19 protein-coding genes are annotated in these 20,253 nt (G+C 44.4%); 15 read left to right on the forward strand and 4 right to left on the reverse strand.

Translation table 11 applies throughout. From position 1 onward, the window contains the following. Nucleotides 1-492 precede the first annotated feature (492 nt). Nucleotides 493-1,353, forward strand: a complete 861-nt coding sequence (locus JWG45_RS12805) for an HAD family hydrolase (RefSeq protein ID WP_205280080.1) — start codon at nt 493-495, stop codon at nt 1,351-1,353. Here JWG45_RS12805 and JWG45_RS12810 read toward each other — a convergent pair. Beyond that, nucleotides 1,324-1,536: a hypothetical protein gene (locus tag JWG45_RS12810; protein ID WP_205280081.1), complete on the reverse strand. Its 213-nt coding sequence runs from the start codon at nt 1,534-1,536 to the stop codon at nt 1,324-1,326. The two genes, JWG45_RS12805 and JWG45_RS12810, sit on opposite strands and share 30 nt — an antisense overlap. A 110-nt stretch (nt 1,537-1,646) precedes the next feature. On the opposite strand from JWG45_RS12810, the gene JWG45_RS12815 reads away from it, so the two are divergent. The 11 genes from JWG45_RS12815 to JWG45_RS12865 all read left to right on the forward strand — a co-directional run bounded on the left by JWG45_RS12815 (nt 1,647) and on the right by JWG45_RS12865 (nt 13,773). Then, nucleotides 1,647-2,522: a Rossmann-fold NAD(P)-binding domain-containing protein gene (locus JWG45_RS12815; RefSeq protein ID WP_205280082.1), complete on the forward strand. Its 876-nt coding sequence runs from the start codon at nt 1,647-1,649 to the stop codon at nt 2,520-2,522. Continuing rightward, entirely contained in the window at nt 2,507-4,135 is a 1,629-nt protein-coding gene (gene hemC / locus JWG45_RS12820) for a hydroxymethylbilane synthase (RefSeq protein WP_205280083.1), read from the forward strand. Before JWG45_RS12815 ends, hemC begins: the two co-directional genes overlap by 16 nt. Then, a complete protein-coding gene (gene hemB, locus JWG45_RS12825) occupies nt 4,104-5,057 on the forward strand; it encodes a porphobilinogen synthase (RefSeq protein ID WP_205280084.1) in 954 nt (317 codons plus the stop codon). The genes hemC and hemB overlap by 32 nt, the downstream gene beginning before the upstream one ends. Then, on the forward strand, nt 5,054-6,379 hold the full coding sequence (gene hemL / locus JWG45_RS12830) for a glutamate-1-semialdehyde 2,1-aminomutase (RefSeq protein WP_205280085.1): 1,326 nt from the start codon (nt 5,054-5,056) through the stop codon (nt 6,377-6,379). Before hemB ends, hemL begins: the two co-directional genes overlap by 4 nt. Further along, nucleotides 6,379-7,290: a sensor histidine kinase gene (locus JWG45_RS12835; RefSeq protein WP_205280086.1), complete on the forward strand. Its 912-nt coding sequence runs from the start codon at nt 6,379-6,381 to the stop codon at nt 7,288-7,290. Before hemL ends, JWG45_RS12835 begins: the two co-directional genes overlap by 1 nt. Continuing rightward, nucleotides 7,290-7,982, forward strand: a complete 693-nt coding sequence (locus JWG45_RS12840; protein WP_205280087.1) for a response regulator transcription factor — start codon at nt 7,290-7,292, stop codon at nt 7,980-7,982. Before JWG45_RS12835 ends, JWG45_RS12840 begins: the two co-directional genes overlap by 1 nt. Next, complete coding sequence (locus JWG45_RS12845; RefSeq protein ID WP_205280088.1) at nt 7,972-8,994, forward strand: uroporphyrinogen decarboxylase family protein; 1,023 nt, start codon at nt 7,972-7,974, stop codon at nt 8,992-8,994. The genes JWG45_RS12840 and JWG45_RS12845 overlap by 11 nt, the downstream gene beginning before the upstream one ends. Beyond that, on the forward strand, nt 8,991-10,340 hold the full coding sequence (hemN, locus tag JWG45_RS12850; RefSeq protein WP_205280089.1) for an oxygen-independent coproporphyrinogen III oxidase: 1,350 nt from the start codon (nt 8,991-8,993) through the stop codon (nt 10,338-10,340). The genes JWG45_RS12845 and hemN overlap by 4 nt, the downstream gene beginning before the upstream one ends. A 110-nt stretch (nt 10,341-10,450) precedes the next feature. Next, complete coding sequence (locus tag JWG45_RS12855; protein ID WP_205280090.1) at nt 10,451-11,410, forward strand: LA_0442/LA_0875 N-terminal domain-containing protein; 960 nt, start codon at nt 10,451-10,453, stop codon at nt 11,408-11,410. Between the two features lie 100 nt (nt 11,411-11,510). Beyond that, nucleotides 11,511-12,788: a protoporphyrinogen oxidase gene (gene hemG, locus JWG45_RS12860; RefSeq protein ID WP_205280091.1), complete on the forward strand. Its 1,278-nt coding sequence runs from the start codon at nt 11,511-11,513 to the stop codon at nt 12,786-12,788. 436 nt (nt 12,789-13,224) lie between these two features. Beyond that, nucleotides 13,225-13,773: a hypothetical protein gene (locus JWG45_RS12865; protein ID WP_205280092.1), complete on the forward strand. Its 549-nt coding sequence runs from the start codon at nt 13,225-13,227 to the stop codon at nt 13,771-13,773. 351 nt (nt 13,774-14,124) lie between these two features. On the opposite strand, the gene hemH is transcribed toward JWG45_RS12865, so the two are convergent. Together hemH and JWG45_RS12875 are read right to left on the reverse strand one after the other, a co-directional pair. Next, entirely contained in the window at nt 14,125-15,243 is a 1,119-nt protein-coding gene (gene hemH, locus JWG45_RS12870; protein WP_205280093.1) for a ferrochelatase, read from the reverse strand. A gap of 18 nt (nt 15,244-15,261) precedes the next feature. Then, nucleotides 15,262-16,371 (reverse strand): putative porin, encoded by a 1,110-nt coding sequence (locus JWG45_RS12875; protein ID WP_205280094.1) that lies wholly within the window; start codon nt 16,369-16,371, stop codon nt 15,262-15,264. Between the two features lie 207 nt (nt 16,372-16,578). On the opposite strand from JWG45_RS12875, the gene JWG45_RS12880 reads away from it, so the two are divergent. The 3 genes from JWG45_RS12880 (at nt 16,579) to JWG45_RS12890 (ending at nt 19,026) form a co-directional block, all read left to right on the forward strand. Next, complete coding sequence (locus tag JWG45_RS12880) at nt 16,579-17,496, forward strand: ParA family protein (protein ID WP_205280221.1); 918 nt, start codon at nt 16,579-16,581, stop codon at nt 17,494-17,496. Then, entirely contained in the window at nt 17,489-18,196 is a 708-nt protein-coding gene (locus JWG45_RS12885; RefSeq protein ID WP_205280095.1) for a ParB/RepB/Spo0J family partition protein, read from the forward strand. The genes JWG45_RS12880 and JWG45_RS12885 overlap by 8 nt, the downstream gene beginning before the upstream one ends. Before the next feature lie 227 nt (nt 18,197-18,423). Then, entirely contained in the window at nt 18,424-19,026 is a 603-nt protein-coding gene (locus tag JWG45_RS12890) for an NADPH-dependent FMN reductase (protein ID WP_205280096.1), read from the forward strand. Nucleotides 19,027-19,036: 10 nt separating this feature from the next. Here the strand turns inward: JWG45_RS12890 and JWG45_RS12895 are convergent, their stop codons facing one another. Continuing rightward, on the reverse strand, nt 19,037-20,215 hold the full coding sequence (locus tag JWG45_RS12895) for an acyltransferase (RefSeq protein WP_205280097.1): 1,179 nt from the start codon (nt 20,213-20,215) through the stop codon (nt 19,037-19,039). Nucleotides 20,216-20,253 lie beyond the last annotated feature (38 nt).

The following is a 20,253-nucleotide window of genomic DNA, read 5'->3' on the forward strand; positions in this document are numbered from 1 at the left end:
TGGGTGGAGGGGTGGGTGGCGGAAAAATTCCGGAAACTTTCCTTTATCACAAAATTCTAATTTTGCAAGCGCAAATCTCAGTGTAGGAACTCTAACAAAAACCGTTCTCGTTGCTGTCCCTGCCGGTAAGTTATGGCTGAAAATGGGCGGAGGACGCTCTCTATGGATCGCGTGAACTCAATGCGACGCTCTCTATGGATCGCGTCGCAGGAAAAAATCGAACGCCTTTATATCTATCACAGAATCTCACTTTTCGTAAGCAAAAATCTCCAGTGTCGTATCTCCGACAACAAACGCTTCCGAAAACGAATCGACAAAAGTTCCAGCTTTCGAATGCGGACATTCTTACTTTTGGATCGGTTCGTCCGGTTCTTCTTCCTACTCCTGTCCGATCCGCCGTGCAAAAAATCGCAAGGCCGAATTTCGCATTCCAATCTCAGAGACAAAAACTCCTTTCTCTAAATTCTCCTTTCCGATTTCCTGAAACAAAACATGTCTTTTGATCCTTCTCAAATTCATACGATCGCAGTCGATTTGGACGGAACTCTTCTCAATTCTAAAAGTAAGATTTCTCCCCTCACCCACGCCGTTTTGCAAAAGGCGATCGACCAAGGAAAGAATCTTGTGATCGCGACCGGAAGAAGATTTTTCTCCACCTTTTCTTTTGCGAAAGAATTCAAAGGAGACGTTCATGTCGTTTCCAACAACGGGCAAATTTTAAGACATTCTCCAAGCGCGGAACGAATCTCGGAGAGTTATCTCGAACCGAAGCTCGTCTATGATATCCTTCTTTTAGGAAAAGAATTTCATACGCCTCCGATTCTTCACGTCGATCGTTTTGAAGACGGCGTCGATATGCTCACCGAAGTTCCGATCACGAGCGAAATCTATCATAACTACTCCGGGGGCGATCTTTCTCGAACTCGCTCCATCGGAGATTTTCTTTCTCTCGAACTCGATAAAATTCTTGTGGTTTGTTTTTTATCGCTCCAAAGGGAAGATTTGGATTCTCTCGTTCAAAAAATTTCCGCGTTACCCGGAGCCTCCGATCTTCGTTGTATTCTTACAAAGATTCCCGGCGTCGCCTATTGTGTGGAAATCATCAACTTCTCCGTTTCCAAGTGGTCCGGAATTTCTCGTTTTCTTTCCTTAAAGGGTTTAGATGGGAATGGTGTCGTTTCCTTCGGAGACGAAAGAAACGATCTCGAAATGTTGATTCATAGCGGATTCGGATTTGCGATGAAAAATGCGGTTCCAGAAATCAAGAGTTCCACGAAGCACGTTACGCGATACAGCAATGAAGAAGACGGAGTCGCTCTTGCTTTAGTGGAGAATCGGATCGTTTCCTTTTGAAGTATTCTTCACTTCGCAAGAATTGCAGGCCTGTGTATAACAACCAAAGTCTTCGTCTTTAGAATGAGACGTTTTTCCGGTAAATTCTCGAATTACGGAAAGAAGAGGAAAGAACAACCGAATCGCCGTCAAACTCACGATTCCGTAAACGATCCAATCCTGAGTCTGAATATCAAGTTGCATATATGACCAAGTTGAAAATCAGTCTCAATAAAGTCAACGGAAAGTTTTTCCGTGCGGTGACACTTCTTTGACAATCAAACAAGGAAAGCTGGTATAGTTCTTTTAACAATATGTGGTCCACACTTCGCGTTTATCATTCTACTCAGAAAGACAGAGAGATGATTGAGAATCCGGATTCTTTTTCCTGGATGACCTGTATGCGCACGATTTGGATCGCCGACAGCCGAATTCACGGCGGGCCTTCTGCTCTTCCTTCCACATTGGAAACTTATTCCGGTTACGAAGGTTATCGTTTTCTTTTGGAAGTGATATCGGGTCTTCATTCCAGACTCTTGGGTGAAACGGAAGTTCTCGCTCAATTCCGAGATAAATTTAAGAATTCTTCTCTCCCCTCTTCCGCATTTGGAGAATATTTAGCAAGGCTTCGCGACAGCCTCATTCAGGATTCTAGAAGTATTCGTTCTCGTTATCTTCAAAACATCGGCGAACAATCTTACGGCGGACTCGCAAATAAATATCTGAAAGACGCAACTCACGTAACTCTTCTGGGGACCGGACAACTTTCCGAAAAAATCCTTCCTTGGTTGAAAAATCGAAACGTGACTCTCGTGGGTAGAAACAAAGCGCGCTTGGAAGAACTTTCAGCGATGTTTGAAGTGAATTCGAAATTGTTAAACGACTGGAAGGCTGACGGTTCTGCGATCGTGGTCGCGGCTCCTCTGGATCTGACTCCTGATCTCGATCAGATTCATCCGGGGACTTTGATCGTAGATTTCAGAGAAGTTCCTCTGGAAAAAAAACTTCCCGATACGATTCATTCCATTTCTTTTGCTGCGATGTTGGATTCGATTCGTGAAACCGAAGAAAGAGCTCTTCAAATCCGGGAAAGGGTGCAGCCTGCGTTAGACGAAATTGTTGAGGAACGGGAACTCGAAGCGCAGCAATTTATTTTCGGCTGGGAAGATCTTACTTGTCCCGCGTTCTAAAGATCGGTTCCCGCAAAAGCGCTCTCGCCAGACTCCAAACCTATCTTGTACTCGGCGCCCTCCGAAAAAATTTTCCCGATCTACAGGTGGAACTTTATTTTAGAGAAGCTTCGGGCGACCAGGACTTACAAACCCCTCTTTGGAAAATGGGAACCCGAGGCGTTTTTACGCAGGACCTCACAAAAGAACTCGTGGAAGGCAAAGTGGATCTTGTCGTTCATTCTTGGAAAGATCTGGACTTGGAAGGACATCCGGGAACTACGATCCTGGGAGTTTTGGATCGCGCGGATCAGAGGGACGTTCTTCTCTGGAAAAAATCCTCTCTTTTAAAACATTCTCCGGAAGAATTGAAGATTCAGACCTCTTCTCCCAGAAGAGAATACAATCTTAAAAAATTTCTTCCTAAGTTTCTTCCGTCTCGTTATAAAAATTCCGATCTTATCTTTCTTCCGGTGCGAGGAAATATTCAGACAAGAGTTCGTAAATGGAAAGAATCGGACGCAGACGGGCTCGTGGTCGCGAAGGCCGCCCTCGATCGTCTTTTGTCCACGAACTTTCTCAATTCCGACGAATTAGAATATCAAGAAATACGAAAGTTCTTAAAAGAAGTCTTGGAAGAATCCGTCTTTCAGATTTTTCCTTTGTCCTTAAATCCTTCCGCTCCGGCTCAAGGCGCCGTTGCGGCCGAAGTCAGAACCGACGACGTTTGGGCTCTGGATATTTTGAAAGCCCTTAGTAATTCCGACGTAGTAGCCGCAGTCGAAGAAGAGAGAAAAATTCTTCATAAGTTCGGCGGCGGTTGTCATCAAAAGATCGGAGTTTCAATTTTAAAACGTCCTTACGGTAAAATTTTGTATCAAAGAGGACTTACCGATACCGGAGAAGTTCTCGAAATCGAGGAACAATTCTTTTCTTTTTCGGCTCCGCCTGCAATGTCCGTGGAAAAGGCCTATCCGGTTCCGGGGGAAGCGATCAAACAAAAGAGGACTCCCCTTCCCTCTAACAAGGGTTATGTGCTCACCGCGGACGGTAAAAAGGAAAATCAGATTCTTCCCGAAGAATTGATTCAAAGGGATTGGCTTGTGACAAGAGGAAACGCGTATCCAAATCTGGATTCTTCTTTAGAACACAAGGGTCTTGTTTGGACAAGCGGTCTCAAGACTTGGCAACAGCTCGCGGAACGCGACGTTTGGGTGCACGGTTCCTTGGACGCTCTGGGTGAAGAAGAGTTGCCGAAAGGGTCTCTCTTTGAAAAGAATTTGAATTTTGTAAAATGCACTCACATCGGTTCCACGGAAATTGAATCCGGTTTAGAAAGAGTTCTTACGTATCAAACGATTCCTCTCGAAGATCATCCGGATCTTTCCGATAAAACTCATTTTTTTTGGATGAGCGCGTCACAGTTTGACAAAGCGCTTTCCTTGTTTCCTCAGATTCGCGACAGAAATCACGCCTGTGGACCGGGAATTACTTCCTCTCATATCCGAAAAGTTCTGGGAGAATCCGCAAACATTTCTATCTTTATACACTATGAGTCCTGGCTTGCGAGTTTGGGCCTCAAGGAATTCAAAGGAACAGAGCTTGGAAACCAAACAGAGAAGAATTCGGCTTAACGCCGCCCTCAGAGATCTCGCTTCTTCGGAAAGTCTCAATTACAAAAAGCTAATACAGCCTCTCTTTATCGTGGAAGGTCTGAAAGAAAAAGAGAAAATGGATTCTCTTCCGGGCGTTTTTAGAGATACGGAAGCGAGTGTTTTGAAACAAGTCGAGTCCGATCTAAAATCCGGCGTGACTCATTTTATTCTCTTTTTGGTTCCGGAGCTCAAATCGAATACTGAAATTCCAAAACCGTTTTACGAGCGTGCGATTTCATCTCTTAAAAAAGAATTCCCGGAATCGTTTCTTTGGATCGACACTTGTATGTGTTCTCTTACGACTCACGGTCATTGTGGTCTTTTGCACAAGGATGGAAGTATCGACAATCCAGCTTCCGTAAAACACCTTTCGGAGATCGCGCTCACCTACGCACAGTCAGGCGCCGATGGAATCGCCCCGAGTGATATGATGGACGGAAGAGTCGGAAGCCATCGTAGAATCTTGGATACGAACGGTTTTTCTCACGTCCCTGTGATGAGTTATTCCACGAAGTTTAAGAGTAATTTTTACGGACCCTTTCGTGCGGCGGCGGATTCCGCTCCGGGGCACGGAGATCGTTCTTCGTATCAGATCGACGTTCGCAATCGGGAAGATTCGATTCTTTCTTCGATTCGAGACAAAGAAGAAGGCGCCGACTTTCTGATGGTCAAACCCGGGATGACTTCGATCGATCTTATCGGTCCGATCCGAGAACAAACCGGACTTCCAACCGGCGCTTATCAAGTAAGCGGAGAATACGCTTCGATACATTACTTGGCGCAAAATGGATTTTGCGATTTCGACGCCGCGTTACGCGAAACATGGCAGATCTTTTCGAGAGCACATTCCTCGTATCTCATTACTTATGCCGCTAGAAGAGGAAAGGAGATTTTTCAATGAGTCAACATCAAACGTCTTTATCCACAAATTCTTGGAAAGGAAAATCTTCGGAAGAACTTTTTGAAAGAGCAAAAAAGGTTTCTCCCGGTGGAGTTCATTCTCCCGTTCGTTCCTTTCGTTCCGTCGGAGGAACTCCCGTCTTCTTCGCTTCCGCAAACGGAGCTACATTAACCGACATCTCCGGAAAAGAATACATCGACTATTGTCTCAGTTTTGGTCCTCTGATTCTTGGGCATCGGGATCCGGAAGTCGAAGAAGTCGTTCGCGAAACGACAGGTCTTGCCTGGAGTTTTGGCGCAACCGAGCCCTATTCTCTCGAGCTCGCCGAGTTTATCACGAGCCAAATTCCTTGGGCCGAAAAGGTTCGTTTTGTAAATTCGGGAACCGAGGCAGTAATGAGCGCGTTACGTGTCGCTCGCGCCGCAACCGGAAGGGAAAAGATTCTCAAGTTTGACGGATGTTATCACGGTCACTTGGATGCTCTTCTTGTAAAGGCGGGTTCGGGTCTCGCGGGAGAATCCTCTTCTGACAGCGCAGGAATTTCAGCAACCACGATCGCAAACACTCTCGTCCTTTCTTTGGACGACGAAAAAAACGTGGAAGCCTTGTTCGCGAAAGAAGGAAAGGACATCGCCGCGCTGATCATCGAACCTCTTCCCGCTAACTACGGACTTCTTATCCAAAGAAAAGAATTTATTTTGAAGATTGTAGAGATTGCAAAAAAATACGGAACGTTAGTCGTCTTTGACGAAGTGATTTCGGGTTTTAGGACCGGATTTCAGGGAATGGCCGGTCTTCTTGGAATCAATCCGGATCTCGTAACTTATGGAAAGATCATCGGCGGAGGTTTTCCGGTCGGATGTTACGCCGGAAGAATGGATTTGATGGATCTTGTCGCGCCTGCGGGCCCGGTCTATCAAGCCGGAACCTTGAGCGCGAGCCCTTTTGGAATGAGGGCGGGTTTGGCGACTTTGCAAAAGGCTCAAAGAGAAAACGTCTATTCCATTCTTGAAAAAAGAACAAAAACCTTCACCGAAGAAATGGTAAACATTCTCAACGGGAGCGGGCTTGGAGAATGGGAAGCGGTAGCACATTCTTCTTTGTTCTGGTTTCATAAAAAAACGTCGGAGCCGATCCGCACGATCGAAAAAATTCCCGAAGATCATAAGGAAGGTTTTGCAAAAGTTTTTCACGCTTTGCTAAAGAACGGAATCTATCTCGCGCCTTCGGGATACGAGGTCGGATTTCTTTCCTTTGCGCACACGGATGCGGTGATTTCAAAAACTTTGGAGACGGCCAAAAGAGCTCTGAAAAATCTCTGATGTCCTCGCTTTGGAAAAATACAAGAATTCTTTTTGCGGTCGTGTGGCTTCTTGTAACTTTTTCTCTCGGAGTCTGGTGGTTTCTTTTGGGCTTAAAGCTCACGAGTATGATTGCCGAACTCAGCGCTAAACTCGACGGGACCGCTGCGACGGAAAGTCTTCTCGTCTTGGAAAGACAGAGCAGAATGATCAAGATGGAAGGTCATTTCTTTCTCGCCATGCTCATGTTAGGCGGAAGTACTTTGATTTGGCTTTCTTATAAGGATTCTCAGAGGAACAAACTCATTCATGATTTTTTTTCGACGGTAACCCACGAGATGAAAACTCCACTCGCGAGCCTTCGCCTCCAAGCAGAAAGTCTTCAGGAAGAATTGCCCAATCCGAGCGAAAACAAACTCATCTCGCGATTGTTGATGGATTCGGTTCGTATCGAGTCCCAGATGAACCGAGCGATGTATCTTGCAAGCCTTACAAGATCAGAAATCCTTTATATAGAAAAAACGAATCTTCAAGAGGTGATTGCTTCGATCAGGGAAGACTTCCCGAGTTTAAAAATCGACGTTTCTCATCTTGAAAACTCAAACGTGGCCGCGGATCGAAAGGCTCTTGAAAGTATTTTTAAGAATCTCGCGGAGAACGCGATCAAACACGGAAGGGCGACCGCGTTGGAAGTGGTTTCCAAAAGAAAACCGTCCGGAAAAATCTGGATCAGCGTGATCGATAACGGAACCGGTTTTGACGGAAAATACAAAACTCTCGGAATCCCTTTTCATCGGCATACGGGCACGAGCGGAACCGGAATCGGGCTTTATATCATAAAAAAATTGATGAACAAGATGAAGGGAAGAATGGAAGTCGTCCCCGTTGTTTCCGGATTTAGAGTGGATTTGATTCTTCCGGAGGTCGTTTGATGAAAGCCAAACTCTTGTTAGTCGAAGACGATCGTTCTCTCGGAGAAACTCTTCAGGAAAGACTTCAGAAAGAAGGATACGAAGTATTCTGGACCGTCTCCGCAGTTTCCGCAAAGAAACTTGCGAAAGACGAGAAGCCGCATTTGATTCTTCTGGACGTAAGGCTTCCCGATGGAGACGGGTTTACGCTTGCGGAAGAATTGAAAGAAACAAAGGATTGTCCGCCGTTTTTATTTTTGACCGCGCAGGCCGGAGCTCCCGAAAGACTGAGAGGTTTTGAATTGGGTGCTGAAGAATTTATTCCAAAGCCGTTTCATCTCAAGGAACTTTTGATACGAGTCAAACACGTATTAGAATCCCATAAACATTCCATAGAAGAATCCAAGTTTCGTTATAAAGATTATATATTAGATTTTCAAGGGTTTCAGATCAAAAAAGGAACGGAAGAATTTCCGCTTTCGAAAAGAGACTGCGCCCTACTCCACTTTTTGGTGAGCGAACGGGATCGTACCGTTAGCCGCGCCGAAATTTTGGACAGACTTTGGGGAGAGGAAAGCTTCCCGACAAATAGAACGATAGACAACTCGATAGTGCGACTCAGACAAGCCTTCGGTGAAGATGGAGACGCCGCGATTCGTTCGGTAAGAGGAGTCGGTTATCAATGGACTGGGGATATTCAAAATGTCGAATGAACGATATTTAAACGCGTTGCAAGGGATTGCACAAAAAATTCCGCCCGTATGGATGATGAGACAGGCGGGGCGTTATCACAAACACTACCAAACCCTTCGGCAAAAACATTCCTTCGAAGAACTCTGTAAAATTCCGGAACTCGCCGCGGAAGTCGCCTTCGGTCCCGTAGATGAATTTGATTTCGACGTAGCGATTCTTTTTTCCGATATTCTTTTTCCTCTGGAAGCGTTAGGGATGGGATTGAAATACACCGATGCGGGACCCGAACTTGGTTTTGCGATTCGGTCCAAAGAAGACCTCGCGAAGTTAAAGTCAGTAAAAGATTCCATTTCTTTTATGCAGTTTCAAAAGGACGCGATGAAACTGACTCGGGAAAGAATTCCAAAAGAAAAATCTCTGATCGGATTCGTGGGTGGTCCTTGGACTTTGTTTACGTATGCGGTCGCGGGAAAACACGAGGGCAATCTTTCACTTCCGAAGACGTTGACGAATGTCAGGAAAGAGTTTTTGGAAGAGATCGTCCAATTCTTAAAGGCAAACATCGCCTTACAATTGGAAGGTGGGGCAGACTTGATCATGATCTTTGATACGGCCGGCGGGGACCTTTCACCGGCGCTTTTTGAGGAGATCGTGGTTCCCGGAGTAAAAAGTCTCGCCGATGCCTTCCCGGGAAAAGTCGGATATTATAGCAGAGGAACCGCTTCTCCGCACTTTCAGAGCGTACAAAGAATTTCTTCTCTTGCGGGTTACGGACTCGATCATCGTTGGAATCTTCGAGACGTCTTTAAAACCGAAAGGAGAATGATCCAGGGAAACTTTGATCAGGCGTTATTGTTTATGGAAAGAGAAGAATTTAAGAAAACTCTAATGGACTATTTGAGGCCGTTCCAAGACCTCGCACCGTCGGAAAGGGTCGGTTGGGTCTGCGGACTCGGTCACGGCGTAATGCCAAAGACGCCCGAAGACAACGTAAAAATATTCGTAGAAACAGTAAGAGAAACATTCCTATGACAACAGCAAAAGATTTGATCGCAAAATACGACATACCGGCTCCACGTTATACGAGTTATCCCACGGTTCCGTATTGGTCCGAAAATCCGACCACGGAAGAATGGCTGGACAAGGTGAGAAATCGTCTGAGTCCGGAGGATTCTTCGCTTTCCTTGTATCTCCATATTCCTTTTTGTGAAACGTTATGCTCCTTTTGTGGATGTAATACTTCGATCACAAAAAACCACGCCGTGGAAGACCCATATATCCAAGCTCTTCTCGAAGAGTTCGAAAACTACCTCGCTGCGGTGCCGGAGATCGGACAACGGGAATTGAAGGAACTTCATTTGGGCGGCGGAAGCCCCACTTATCTTTCCGAAAAGAACATGGAATTCTTATTAAATTCTATATTAAAAAGAATGAATGTATCATCTAAGCCCGATTTTTCACTCGAAGTAGATCCGAGAAGAACCAGAGAAACACAACTCAAGGTTCTGCACGATTTCGGATTTAGAAGAATCAGCCTCGGAGTTCAAGACTTCGATCCAGAGGTGCAGAGGCTTATCAATCGTACTCAACCGTTCGAAATGACGGAAAGAATCACCGACCTTTCCAGAAACTTAGGATACAATTCCGTGAACTTCGATCTTATCTACGGATTGCCGAAACAAACTTGGGAAAGTATGAAACGAACCGTCGAAAAAACTCTCGAGTTACGTCCGGATCGAATCGCATTTTACAGTTATGCTCACGTTCCTTGGATCAAAGCGGCGCAGAGGCTTTTTACCGAAGCCGACCTTCCATCCGGTCCTGAAAAAAGGGAACTCTATGAGGCCTCAAGGGAGATGTTTCTGGACGCGGGTTACCATGAAATCGGCATGGATCATTTCGCTTTGGAGGCGGATTCTCTCTCCGCGGCGGCAAAAAACGGAACTTTGCACCGAAATTTTATGGGATATACCACAAAAACTACGGAAATGCTCTTGGGACTCGGAGTTTCTGCAATTTCCGACAGTTGGGATTGTTTTCATCAGAACGAGAAGATCGTAAAAAAATATCAGAAGCACATTCACGAAAATAAATTCGCTACACTCAGGGGACATAAACTCGACGCAGAAGATCTCGTTCAAAGAGCGTTGATCTTGCAACTTTCAACAACGGGTAAGGTTCGAGTGCCGGATCAAATTTTAGAGGATGTGCGACTCTATTTGGCTTCTATGGAAGACGATAATCTCATTAGATGGGAGGGAAACCTCCTTTCTTTGACTGAAAAGGGTTGGCCTTTTCTTCGAAACGCCTGTACGGGACTCGATCTCAGGTTAAGAAGAAAAAGTCCGGATTCGAGAGTTTTTTCAAGAGCCATTTAAGAAACGCTCGAATTTCAGTCAAAAAGTCGTCCAATAAATTATTGATAAGGAAGGACGACTCGTTCATACTTGAGGTTCGAGTCGGTTTCGCTCGGGGAAGGCCCGTTTTGATGCAATTTTTGAAAAAACTATTTTTGATCCTCGGTTTATTATTTCTGCTCCCCTTAACCCTCTTTTCGGAGACAGTGCTCTTGCACGAAGGCGGTTCTTTCCGTGGAAAGGTCGTGACCCAAAATCAGAAATCGATCACTCTTCAAACCAAAGAGGGGAAACGGGTCGTCGCCAAAAGAGAAATTTTGAAAGTAATCTATAAAGATATCAGCGAAGAAGAGGAAGAAAGAATCCGCGACGCCGAGATCAAAAGGCTGGAAGATGAAAAACTTTCCAAACAAAGAAATTTAGATCTCAAGAAACAACAAGAAGAGGAAGAACGTCTTCGTAAAGAAAGAGAAACCGCAGAGAAAAATCAAAAACCCCTTCCCCCTCCTCCTCCGAAAAAACCGGAGGTATCGAAAGCGGGTGCTCTGGGACGATCGGCGATTCTTCCGGGTTGGGGTCAATGGGCGAGTGGAAGAAAATTCGCGGCAATCATATACCCCACTCTGTTTTTGGCGGCAGGTTACGCGGTATATGAGAATAATCGAAAATACCTCGTCGCTCGAAAAGATTACGAAAGTTACGGAAACCCGTATTCTACCGAGGCGATCGCCTTGTCCGCATTAGGTGTTCCAAACCCGACTCTTCCTCCGGTGATCATGGATCCGTTTGCGCTTTACGTTTATAACGAATCTTCCGGAAATTTGTATCAGAGCAAAAAAGACGCCGTTGACAAGGCTTATAAGAATCTTCAAGCCAGCTTGGGTGTGTTAGCCGGGATATATCTGATCAATTTGGCGGACGCGTTTATCTTCGGAGGGGCTGTTTCCTCTTCCGTGGGAATTTCGGACGGTTCAAGTAAGGGTTTGATGTTTGACTTCAATCCGATGGCTAGTTCGGGAACTACGATGGGAGGAACCTCTTCCACCTCTTGGGAATCGAAATATACCTTCGGTTATAGATATAATTTTTAATTTCCATTCTTAAATTGTGAGCCGTAATCCTGCGGCTCAGTTTCCCTAAATTCCGAAGATTGCTGATTTACAATCTTCGGATTCTTATAAAAATAGATCCGTGGCGTCGCAACAACCGGATCATATTATCCTTGGGGCCGGGTTTACCGGACTTCTTCATGCAACCCTTTCCGTTCAGAAAGGTGAATCCGTTTTTATCTACGAAAAAAGAAATCGATTCGGAGGATTGATCCAATCCGTCCAGACTCCGTTCGGACTGGTTGAGACCGCGGCAAACGGAATTCTCAATTCTTATCGCCTAGAAGAATTGGCTAAGATCCTCGGATTGGAAATCATACCGACTCAAAAAATCTCCAGAAAAAGATATATCTGGAAGAATGGAACCCCGAAAAGGATTCCTCTTTCGTTTTGGGGCGGCTTACGCGCGTTATATGGTATTTTCGCGGTTTCATCCGATTTCCAGAGAGACGAATCAGTGTATCACTGGGGCTTACGGGTGTTGGGGGAGGATGCGGTTAAGAATGTGATGGAACCCGGTCTTTCCGGTGTTTACGCCGGCGATTTAAAAACGATGTCCGCGGAACTTGTATTAGGAAGATTTATCCGATCCAAGGGCTCTCTTTGGAAAAATCTTAGAAATACGATGGAGAAAAAAAAGTCGGAACCGAAGGTGCCGAAACAACGCAAAGGAACGGTCAGCTTTCGGGGTGGCCTCGGGGAATTGTTAAGCGCAATGGAGGCAAAGATAAAGTCGTCTCCGAATACGAAGTTGATCTATTCGGCAGAAGCTCCTTCTCTTTCCTCTCTGAAAAAAAAATATCCAAAAGCTAAAATCACCGTCGCTTGCGGATTGGAATCTTCTTTAAAAATTCTTTCCTCGAGTTTTCCGGTTTTTAAAAGATATGAGAAAGTTTGTGGAACCTTAGGGGTCGTAACGGCGACAAGATTCGGAAACGAGCCGCTCCTCGGACAAAAAACGGGTTTTGGAGTTCTTTTCCCGCCCGGTTCCGGTTTTCGCGCCAGGGGTGTACTTTTGAATTCGTCGATTTTTCCGGATCGGGTTTCAAGAGGAATTTATTCCGAGACCTTTATTTTCGGCGGCGCTTTGGATTCGGAAATTTCAAAATTAAAAGAGAATGAGATCGTTTCCATCCTGGAAGAGGACAGAAAAAAAATCACGACTCAAAAAGACGATCCGATCAACCATTACGTTACGATTTGGAAGTCGGCTCTTCCGGTTTACGACTCCTCGCTTTTGGAATTCAATCGAGAGTTGGATCGCAGCCTTCCCGATGGAATTTTTGTGGAAGGGAATTTTAGATACGGAATCGGATTGAGTTCCATTTTGGAACGCGCTTGGGACGTTATGCGGGCTTGAATGGTCGCCACGGGGGACGGTACGCTCAATAAAGAATGAAAAATTCGCCGCCTTAAACTTAAAAACGAGATTAGAACCTGAACTCGCGAAAACCGAATTTAAATTGGATGATGCTATTTTTTGTAAGCCGAATCTTGGCGATTTATTGGATTCAACTTGGGAGAGCTGGTTAGGGAAAATTAATTCGGATAAAATTAAAGACTCCAATTTGTTTTTCTTTATTTTTTGGGATGCAAAAGGACCGGATGAAATCGGAGATGAAAATCGGTCTTTATCGAATCAGATTCTTCCTATTTATTCTTCATTACTAATCAATGATATTTTCTTTAACGAGTCCGCTCATAGGCCGTTTGTCCTTACGGGAGAATATGAAAATGAATCTGTGACATTACAGACGATTTTCGAAATAAACAAACCGATTTCTTTGGTCTCTCCGATGAATGCAATCACGAAAGAATCGATAAGAACGACATACGAGATTTCGAATTCACTGTCTTCGCTTTACGCAAAAATTGGTTCCTTTAGCAGAATCGCCAGAGGGATCCGCGCTTTCGAGAAAGGAATCGCATCCTATGATCATGAAGATCGATTCCATGCTTTTGTGAGAACGTTAGAGGCTTTTATTTATCCCAAGCCTGGCGAAGGCAAAAAGGAATTCGCCAAACGGGTCTCTGAGCTTACAAAATTTCCTGATAAGATTATCTTGCAGAAAGTGTATGCCCTACGCTCCAGCATTGAACATATGCACCATCCTTTTCGGGGGTTTGAAGGTTTTACCAAAAGCGAATTTCAAAAACTTACTTTCGAATTGGAAGTCTTTGCAAGGGGGGTTTTGAAATATTTTCTATTAACGCCGAAGGTGTGGGATTATTTCTCTGATTTCAATATTGAAAATACTTGGAAAAACTTTGAGGAAGATCTTGCTCGTGAGTGGGAATTGACGATTGACTTGAATATCTATAAGAACGCAATATTTTTTGAGTGAGAACTCATTTCAAAATTTCCGTAAACTGAAACGATTTAGAGCTTAGATTGGGGCAAGCTCTAAATTTCTGGGCTATATTTGCTTTGATGATTCAATAGAAGATAGTTAGAATTCTGACTTGTCGTATAAGTTTTGAAATGACGGGTTGTTTCCGTTACACTTGAGCCAAACAATACAAGAAGAACCGAAGGTATTCGAATCAATAATTCCTAATAGCGCAGGATGATTCTGATTGGACTTGACACTGGAGATTGAGCGTATCAAAGAATGAGTTCTATGAACCAAAAACGTCCATAGAACTTCACGTTTACAGTATTATTATAGATTTCAAAAAAATTCAAATGAACATAGTTATCGATCTACGGCGTTCGCTTCGGAAAGAGCACATTCCTTTGTTCTAAGGTCGGGAGTATGACCTCCCAACGTTTTACAAAGACATTCTTTTTTGAATGCTCGGGTCGATTCTAAACTGATCTTTGCCATCGCCTCGATGAACTTCGGATAAATTCCCGGAGCCGGGATTCGATAGTAGTCGATAATTCCGTTTTTATGAGCGATCTCTTTGAGCTGTTCTCCGATTTCTTCCAACGTTTCGAGATGGTCTCCGACAAAGCTGATCGGATAAACCGCGATTCTTTTGACACCTCTTCTTCCGAGTTGTTCCAGCTTTGTGATCGTGTTCGGCTCCGTCCATTTCGAAGGCCCTACCCTACTCTGAAAAGAAATATGACATTCTCCCTTAAATCCCTTTTCGCGGAGTAACACGCTTAAATTTTTTACGTTGGTCTCGATTTCTTCTCTGTATTTGTCCCCTTTTTGAATCAATCGGATCGGAATTCCGTGCGCGCTGAATACGAGGTCGATGTTTTTCCAATCGGGAACTTCTTGGAATGATTCGGAGTGTAAGAAGATTTCTTTGTTCAGCTTTCCCTGAAAAAAATCCAAGATCAAATCTCGTATCGAATCCAAATACAAAGGGGAAGAATGAAACGGCGCGACCCAACCTTCGAAAGCGACTGGACAGACTTGAGTGGTTTTTTCGATCAGCTTTGCGGTGCTAAGTATCGTCGATCTTGAAAAATGAGGAAACAAGGGCAGAAGAATATTTCTCCTGGATGGAGTGAGCGCATTTTTATCGAGCTCTCGGATGTCAGGATATCCGCAGGCCATCGTCACTTCACCGTCCCATTCTTCTCCCGTAAGTTTCGTAAGAGCGGAGGCTATCGCTTTTGCTTGTTTTTCGGTTTCGGAAACGATCGGAGATCCTCCGCCAAAGCCCATCGAGAGGTAGGCGGCCGCTACCTTCGGAGCTCTTTTTACCGCTATCCATCTTGCAAGTCTGATTCTAAGGAACTCGGGGATCGGGAGATCGAAGACGTAAGGGTCTTCAAAAAGATCGATCAGGAATTTTTCAATTTCGGAAGTGTTGCGAGGGCCGCCTAAGTTGATTAAGAGAATTTTATTTTTCAATACGGTAGTTCCAGTCGTTTAATATAAATATCCGGTTAGCGCGAGTTCTACGTTCCACTCTTTTAGGTTCATATAATTTTTATACTGACCTAGGTTTTGAGAAAGAATGTCGTTATAGCTTAGACCGCCCTTGGTTACAAAATGACCGTCTCCAAAAAGTCTGTGTTCGTTGAGTTTGATAAAAAACAGATAATTTCCAAAAAGGCGTCCAGCGCTCACATTAAAGTCGATTCCAAAACCGGAAACGTCTCCTATGAAATTCAGAGCTCGTTGATAGTGAAAATCCCTAAAATGTCCGCTCCAGAAAATTCCTGAAAAAGAGGTCTCAAAAAACCAGCCGGCGTTCGAGTAACGATATCCGAGTCCCAACGGAAATTCGTATGTCGAATACGAAAGGCTCAGACCAAGTCCGATTCGATTTAGAAAAATCGGATTGGCATCAAAAAACTGAAACACGTCGTAGAGTATGTATTTCATAAAAGTGTATTGAAATCCGCCCGTAAGAAAAAGGCCCTTCCCTTCCTTTCTCGCATCCGGATCCGAATCGCCGAAATATCTCCTCAAAATCAAGGAATGTCGATCCTGCTTCATCGAAAGACGACCCTTTCCGTCCGCGAAGTTCCTCGAGCCGATAAAAGTATACGGCGTATCGTAGTATGAAAACTCCCTCGATGAAATTTTTGTTCCCCGTTCTATCGTGGGTTCTCCCAAGAAAAAGTCCTCGTCCCTCCCCTCTCCCGCGTTTACATAGCGAGCGGTCGTCCTTCCTGTGTAGTCCGCCTCCCATCTTTTCCAGCGAAGAGTAAAACCGAGACCCCCATAGTTAAAATCACGTTCATAGGTGATCCTGGAGCCTCCTTTTAACCCGGAAAGGTTTGCGTATTTGGTCCCGGTTTCGAAAATATTTTCTCCTCCGTTTCTTCCGGCCAAGATCGTAAAAGAGGATTGTCTGAGTACTTTTCGAAATAAGGATTCCTCTTCCGGGATCGGAATTTCTTTTTCCTGTTCGATCTTCGGCGGTTGAATTCCTACGTTCGTTTCTCCTTGCGCTGAAAGAGAGATTGTAAATAAAAAATGAATGAGGACGGAAAGTAAGAATGTTTTAAAGGATTTGTTTTTTATTTTCATAAATCTTTTTTATCGAAACGCTGTTAATATACAAGGGGTGAAACGATTTCACCCCTTGGCCGATCCATATCTGGAATCAAGGCAGAATTACCGCCCTACCCTACTCACGCAATTCCGTTTTTTAGCCTTTGCAAATCAATGGGACATAGTATTGGTTTGACAAAGTGCGGCTGTTTAAACGATTCTGATATAGAACCTCCCAATCTTATGAGTCCCAAAATTCTTACAACACGCCAGGTTTTAGACGAATACGAAGTCGCTTCGGAAGACGAGTTTTTGTCCAAGGTCAAAGAATGGAAAATTCCCTCTTCCGGAAAGGGAAAGTATGGCCGGGAAGTAATTGAGAAATATTTTCAAAAGTCGGATCACGCTGTTTACGAATCCGTAATCATCGCCGTTTCAAATCAAAAAGGTGGAGAGGGAAAAACTACGGTTTCCGTCTGTCTCGCGGAGGCTCTTTCCAAAACGGCTCCGGTTTTATTAGTGGATTGGGACGCCCAGGCAAATATCACTCAGTTGTTTTTCGGGTCCGTAGAAAGATCCGTCTTTCATGCGCTCGGCTATAGAGGTGAAGATCCGGTTCCGGTCCGGGATCTGATCGTAAAACTCGCGGAGGGTCTGGATCTGCTCCCTTCCTCGATTCATCTCGCAAATTTTACGACCCCGTATGAAAGGGATGACTTCGAACTTTTGAAGGACGCGCTCAAGCCGGTTCGCTCCGGTTATAAATATATCATCATAGACTGTCCTCCGTCCCTCGGGTTGATTCTCGAAAACGCCCTGATCGCGGCGGATCATGTTTTGATTCCGATTCAGACGAGGGCTTTCAGCGTACAGGGGTTGAAAGATCTTCATTCTACGATTTTAAAAATCAAAAAGAAGGCAAATCCTTCCCTCAGTCTTTTGGGCGCAGTCCTCAATCAGTATGAGGACGCGAGAGCGTTAGCCGGTCTCGCCGACGCGATCCGAAAATATTTCGGAGTGTTCGAAACCGTAATTTATCGAAGGGAATCGATTCCCCAGGCCCAGGCAAAGAAAAAACTTCTGGGAGAATACGACGGAAAGGCGATGCAGATGTTTTCCTCCCTCGCCGAAGAATTGATAAAGAGGATTTCAAATGGCTAAACGTTCTGACTTTGCTGGAATGGATCTCCTTACCGCGTTCGGTGAAAAGGAAACTTCAAAGACTGAAATTCAAATTTCCGATATCATTCCGAATCCGGTTCAGCCGAGGGTGTTCGGAAAGGAAGAAGTTTCCGATCTTGTGGAATCCATGAAACGTCTCGGATTGATCGAGCCGATCGTCGTTAGAAAATCGGGTAAAAAGTTTCAGATTGTCGCCGGGGAAAGAAGATATCAGGCCGCAAAGGTTCTGAAGTGGAATTCGATTCCGGCGATCGAAACTTCGGCTTCAGAGGATAAATGTTTCGAAATGGCGCTCGCTGAAAACGAAAAACGGAAAAGCCTCAATCCTTGGGAAGTCGGACGCGCGATCCAATATCTCAGAAAAGAAAAAAGAAAAACCGCGGAAGAAGTCTCCAAGGTCTTAGGTTTTACCGAAAGATACGTCAAACAACTCAGTTCAATCGCACGTCTGGATCAAAAGTCCGTTGCGGATCTTATCAAATCAGGAAAGGACGCTTCCGTAAAAAACTTAGAGGATCTTCTCAAACAAAAAGAGGGAAGAGGGGGTGAAATGATTTCACCCCGAAAATCGGCTCCTTTAAAAGTTGTTTTGCAGCTCGGAAAGTTGACTTCTCAACAAAGGGAAAAATTTCTAAAAGAATTGTCCTCTCTAAAAAAGAAATACGGGCTCAAAGACTGAGCCTTTTTCGAGACCGTTTTATTTTGGGCTACTTTTAAGGGTGTTCTTTCCGTTTCCTCCCGGCCTCGGATACATGTTTGAAAAATGGCTTGAAGTTGAGGCGTTTATTCCTTCTAAGGTTATAATAAAGTAACTTTTCATTTTAGAAATTCTCGGGTCAAAAGTCCGAATCTAAAACGATTCGCGAAAAAGAATCAAAACAATACGTTTTTCAAACCGGAGAGAACATGAAGCTTGCCATCATATCGGCTTCCCATAGAAAAATTTCCCAGTCGGCAAAGGTCGCAGAATGGATGAAAACTCGGCTTATTTCTTTTGGCCATCAGGTCTGGGTGTTGGACCTCGGAAATTATAAGTTACCCGTTTGGGACGATTCTTTTTGGGACGGAGGCGAAGGTTGGGATAAGATTTGGAAACCGATCGAGTCCGAATTGGATCAAGCCGATGCTCTTGTTTTTGTTACTCCGGAATATTCAGGGATGGCGTCTCCGGGGCTTAAAAATTTTCTTCTCTATTGTAATAACAAAATCATAGGGCACAAACCGGTGTTGATCGGAGCCGTCTCTTCGAGTCGTGGGGGAAGTTATCCGGTTGCAGAGCTTAGAATGAGCAGCTATAAAAACACGAAGGTCTGTTATATACCGGAGCATATTATAGTAAGGGACGCCGAAAATGTCCTAAACGAACCCGAGGCAGTGAGTCGGGAAGATTCTTATCTCCGCGAAAGAATCGACTTCGCACTCAAAATTTTGGTCAGTTACGGAGAAGCGTTAAAAATCGTTCGCGCCACCGGTCTTACAGTTAGAAAAGAATTTTCGAACGGAATGTGATTCTATTCCTTTAATTTTTCGCGACCGGCGAAAGAATTTTTGCAGGATATTCCAAAAGTTTGGTTACGACCAACCAGACACAAAGAGGAAGCAGGACGTTGACGAGAGCCGTGATCGGAATCCAAAACCAAGAAAACGTATTCCCCCATTCAAAAGGACTCCGGGCGTGCATAAGGTGGATGAGAATCGGGTGCAAAAGAAAAATCCCCATACTATTCTTTCCTAAAAAGGAAAACACTCGGATCAAAGTTTTATGTCTCCTTTGACTTTGCGCTTTTTCGGCCCAGAAAAAAAGCGCGAGAAACATTCCTAACGGATAAAAAAGGAGATGATTGGAAGAATCGAATTTCCAAAAAAATCCCGCCATGAACAACCCGAACAAATAGACGAAAATTCCGACCCAGAGGATCGTTTTGAGAGAGTAGGGGAGGGGGGAACACTTTTCCTCCGAAAGGGTCAAAAAACTTTTAGGCTGTCTGAACCATTTTCCGGCTAACATCCCGAAGGTGAAAAAAAACAAAAATCCCGTAAAAAGAATCGGTTCGATCGTGCGAACCGGACCTTCTGCAAAAAAAGAAAAGATATGATTGGAAGTTAAGTTGACGATCAGGCTTGAAAAGAGGATCGAAAAAACTGCGTTGTTTGAGCCTAATTTCGTTTGGATTTTTGAAAACAAGGGAAATACCAGATAGAAAGAAAAAAGAAGCGGAACAAAATAATAAGGAGCGCACCAGGTTCCGAGCAACAAACCGTAGACAAACGTTTCCAAATCCGGAGCCGTACCCAATTTTACATACGCCGCGAGCAGGCTCGCAAAGAAATACGGAAGAATCAGTGAAAGGATCTTCGATTTCCAGTAGTCTCTAAAGTTTGTATATTTGAGAAAAATTCCGGAAGAGAGGATAAAAGCAGGGACGCTGAATCTCGCTAGATTGGAAAGTGTGAGAGTTGCTGTCGATGCGCTTTGATCCGCTCCGAAGTATTGAAAGTAAGAATTGACGTGGATAAAAACGATTCCAGTGATCGCGAGTCCCCGGATAAAATCGATCGATTCGCTTCTGCCACCGCTTGAGTCGTCCTTTTGCGGAGACGAAATCAGAATTTGGGAGGATCTATTAGCAAAAATGAAAAAGGCAAATAGAAGAATCAATCCGAAAAGATCCATAAAAAGCTGAAGATGTGAATTCATAAAAAGAGTGTACTTTTCCGGGGTAGAATTAATATTCA

It is taken from the genome of Leptospira ainlahdjerensis, assembly GCF_016919175.1.
Lineage (GTDB): Bacteria > Spirochaetota > Leptospiria > Leptospirales > Leptospiraceae > Leptospira > Leptospira ainlahdjerensis.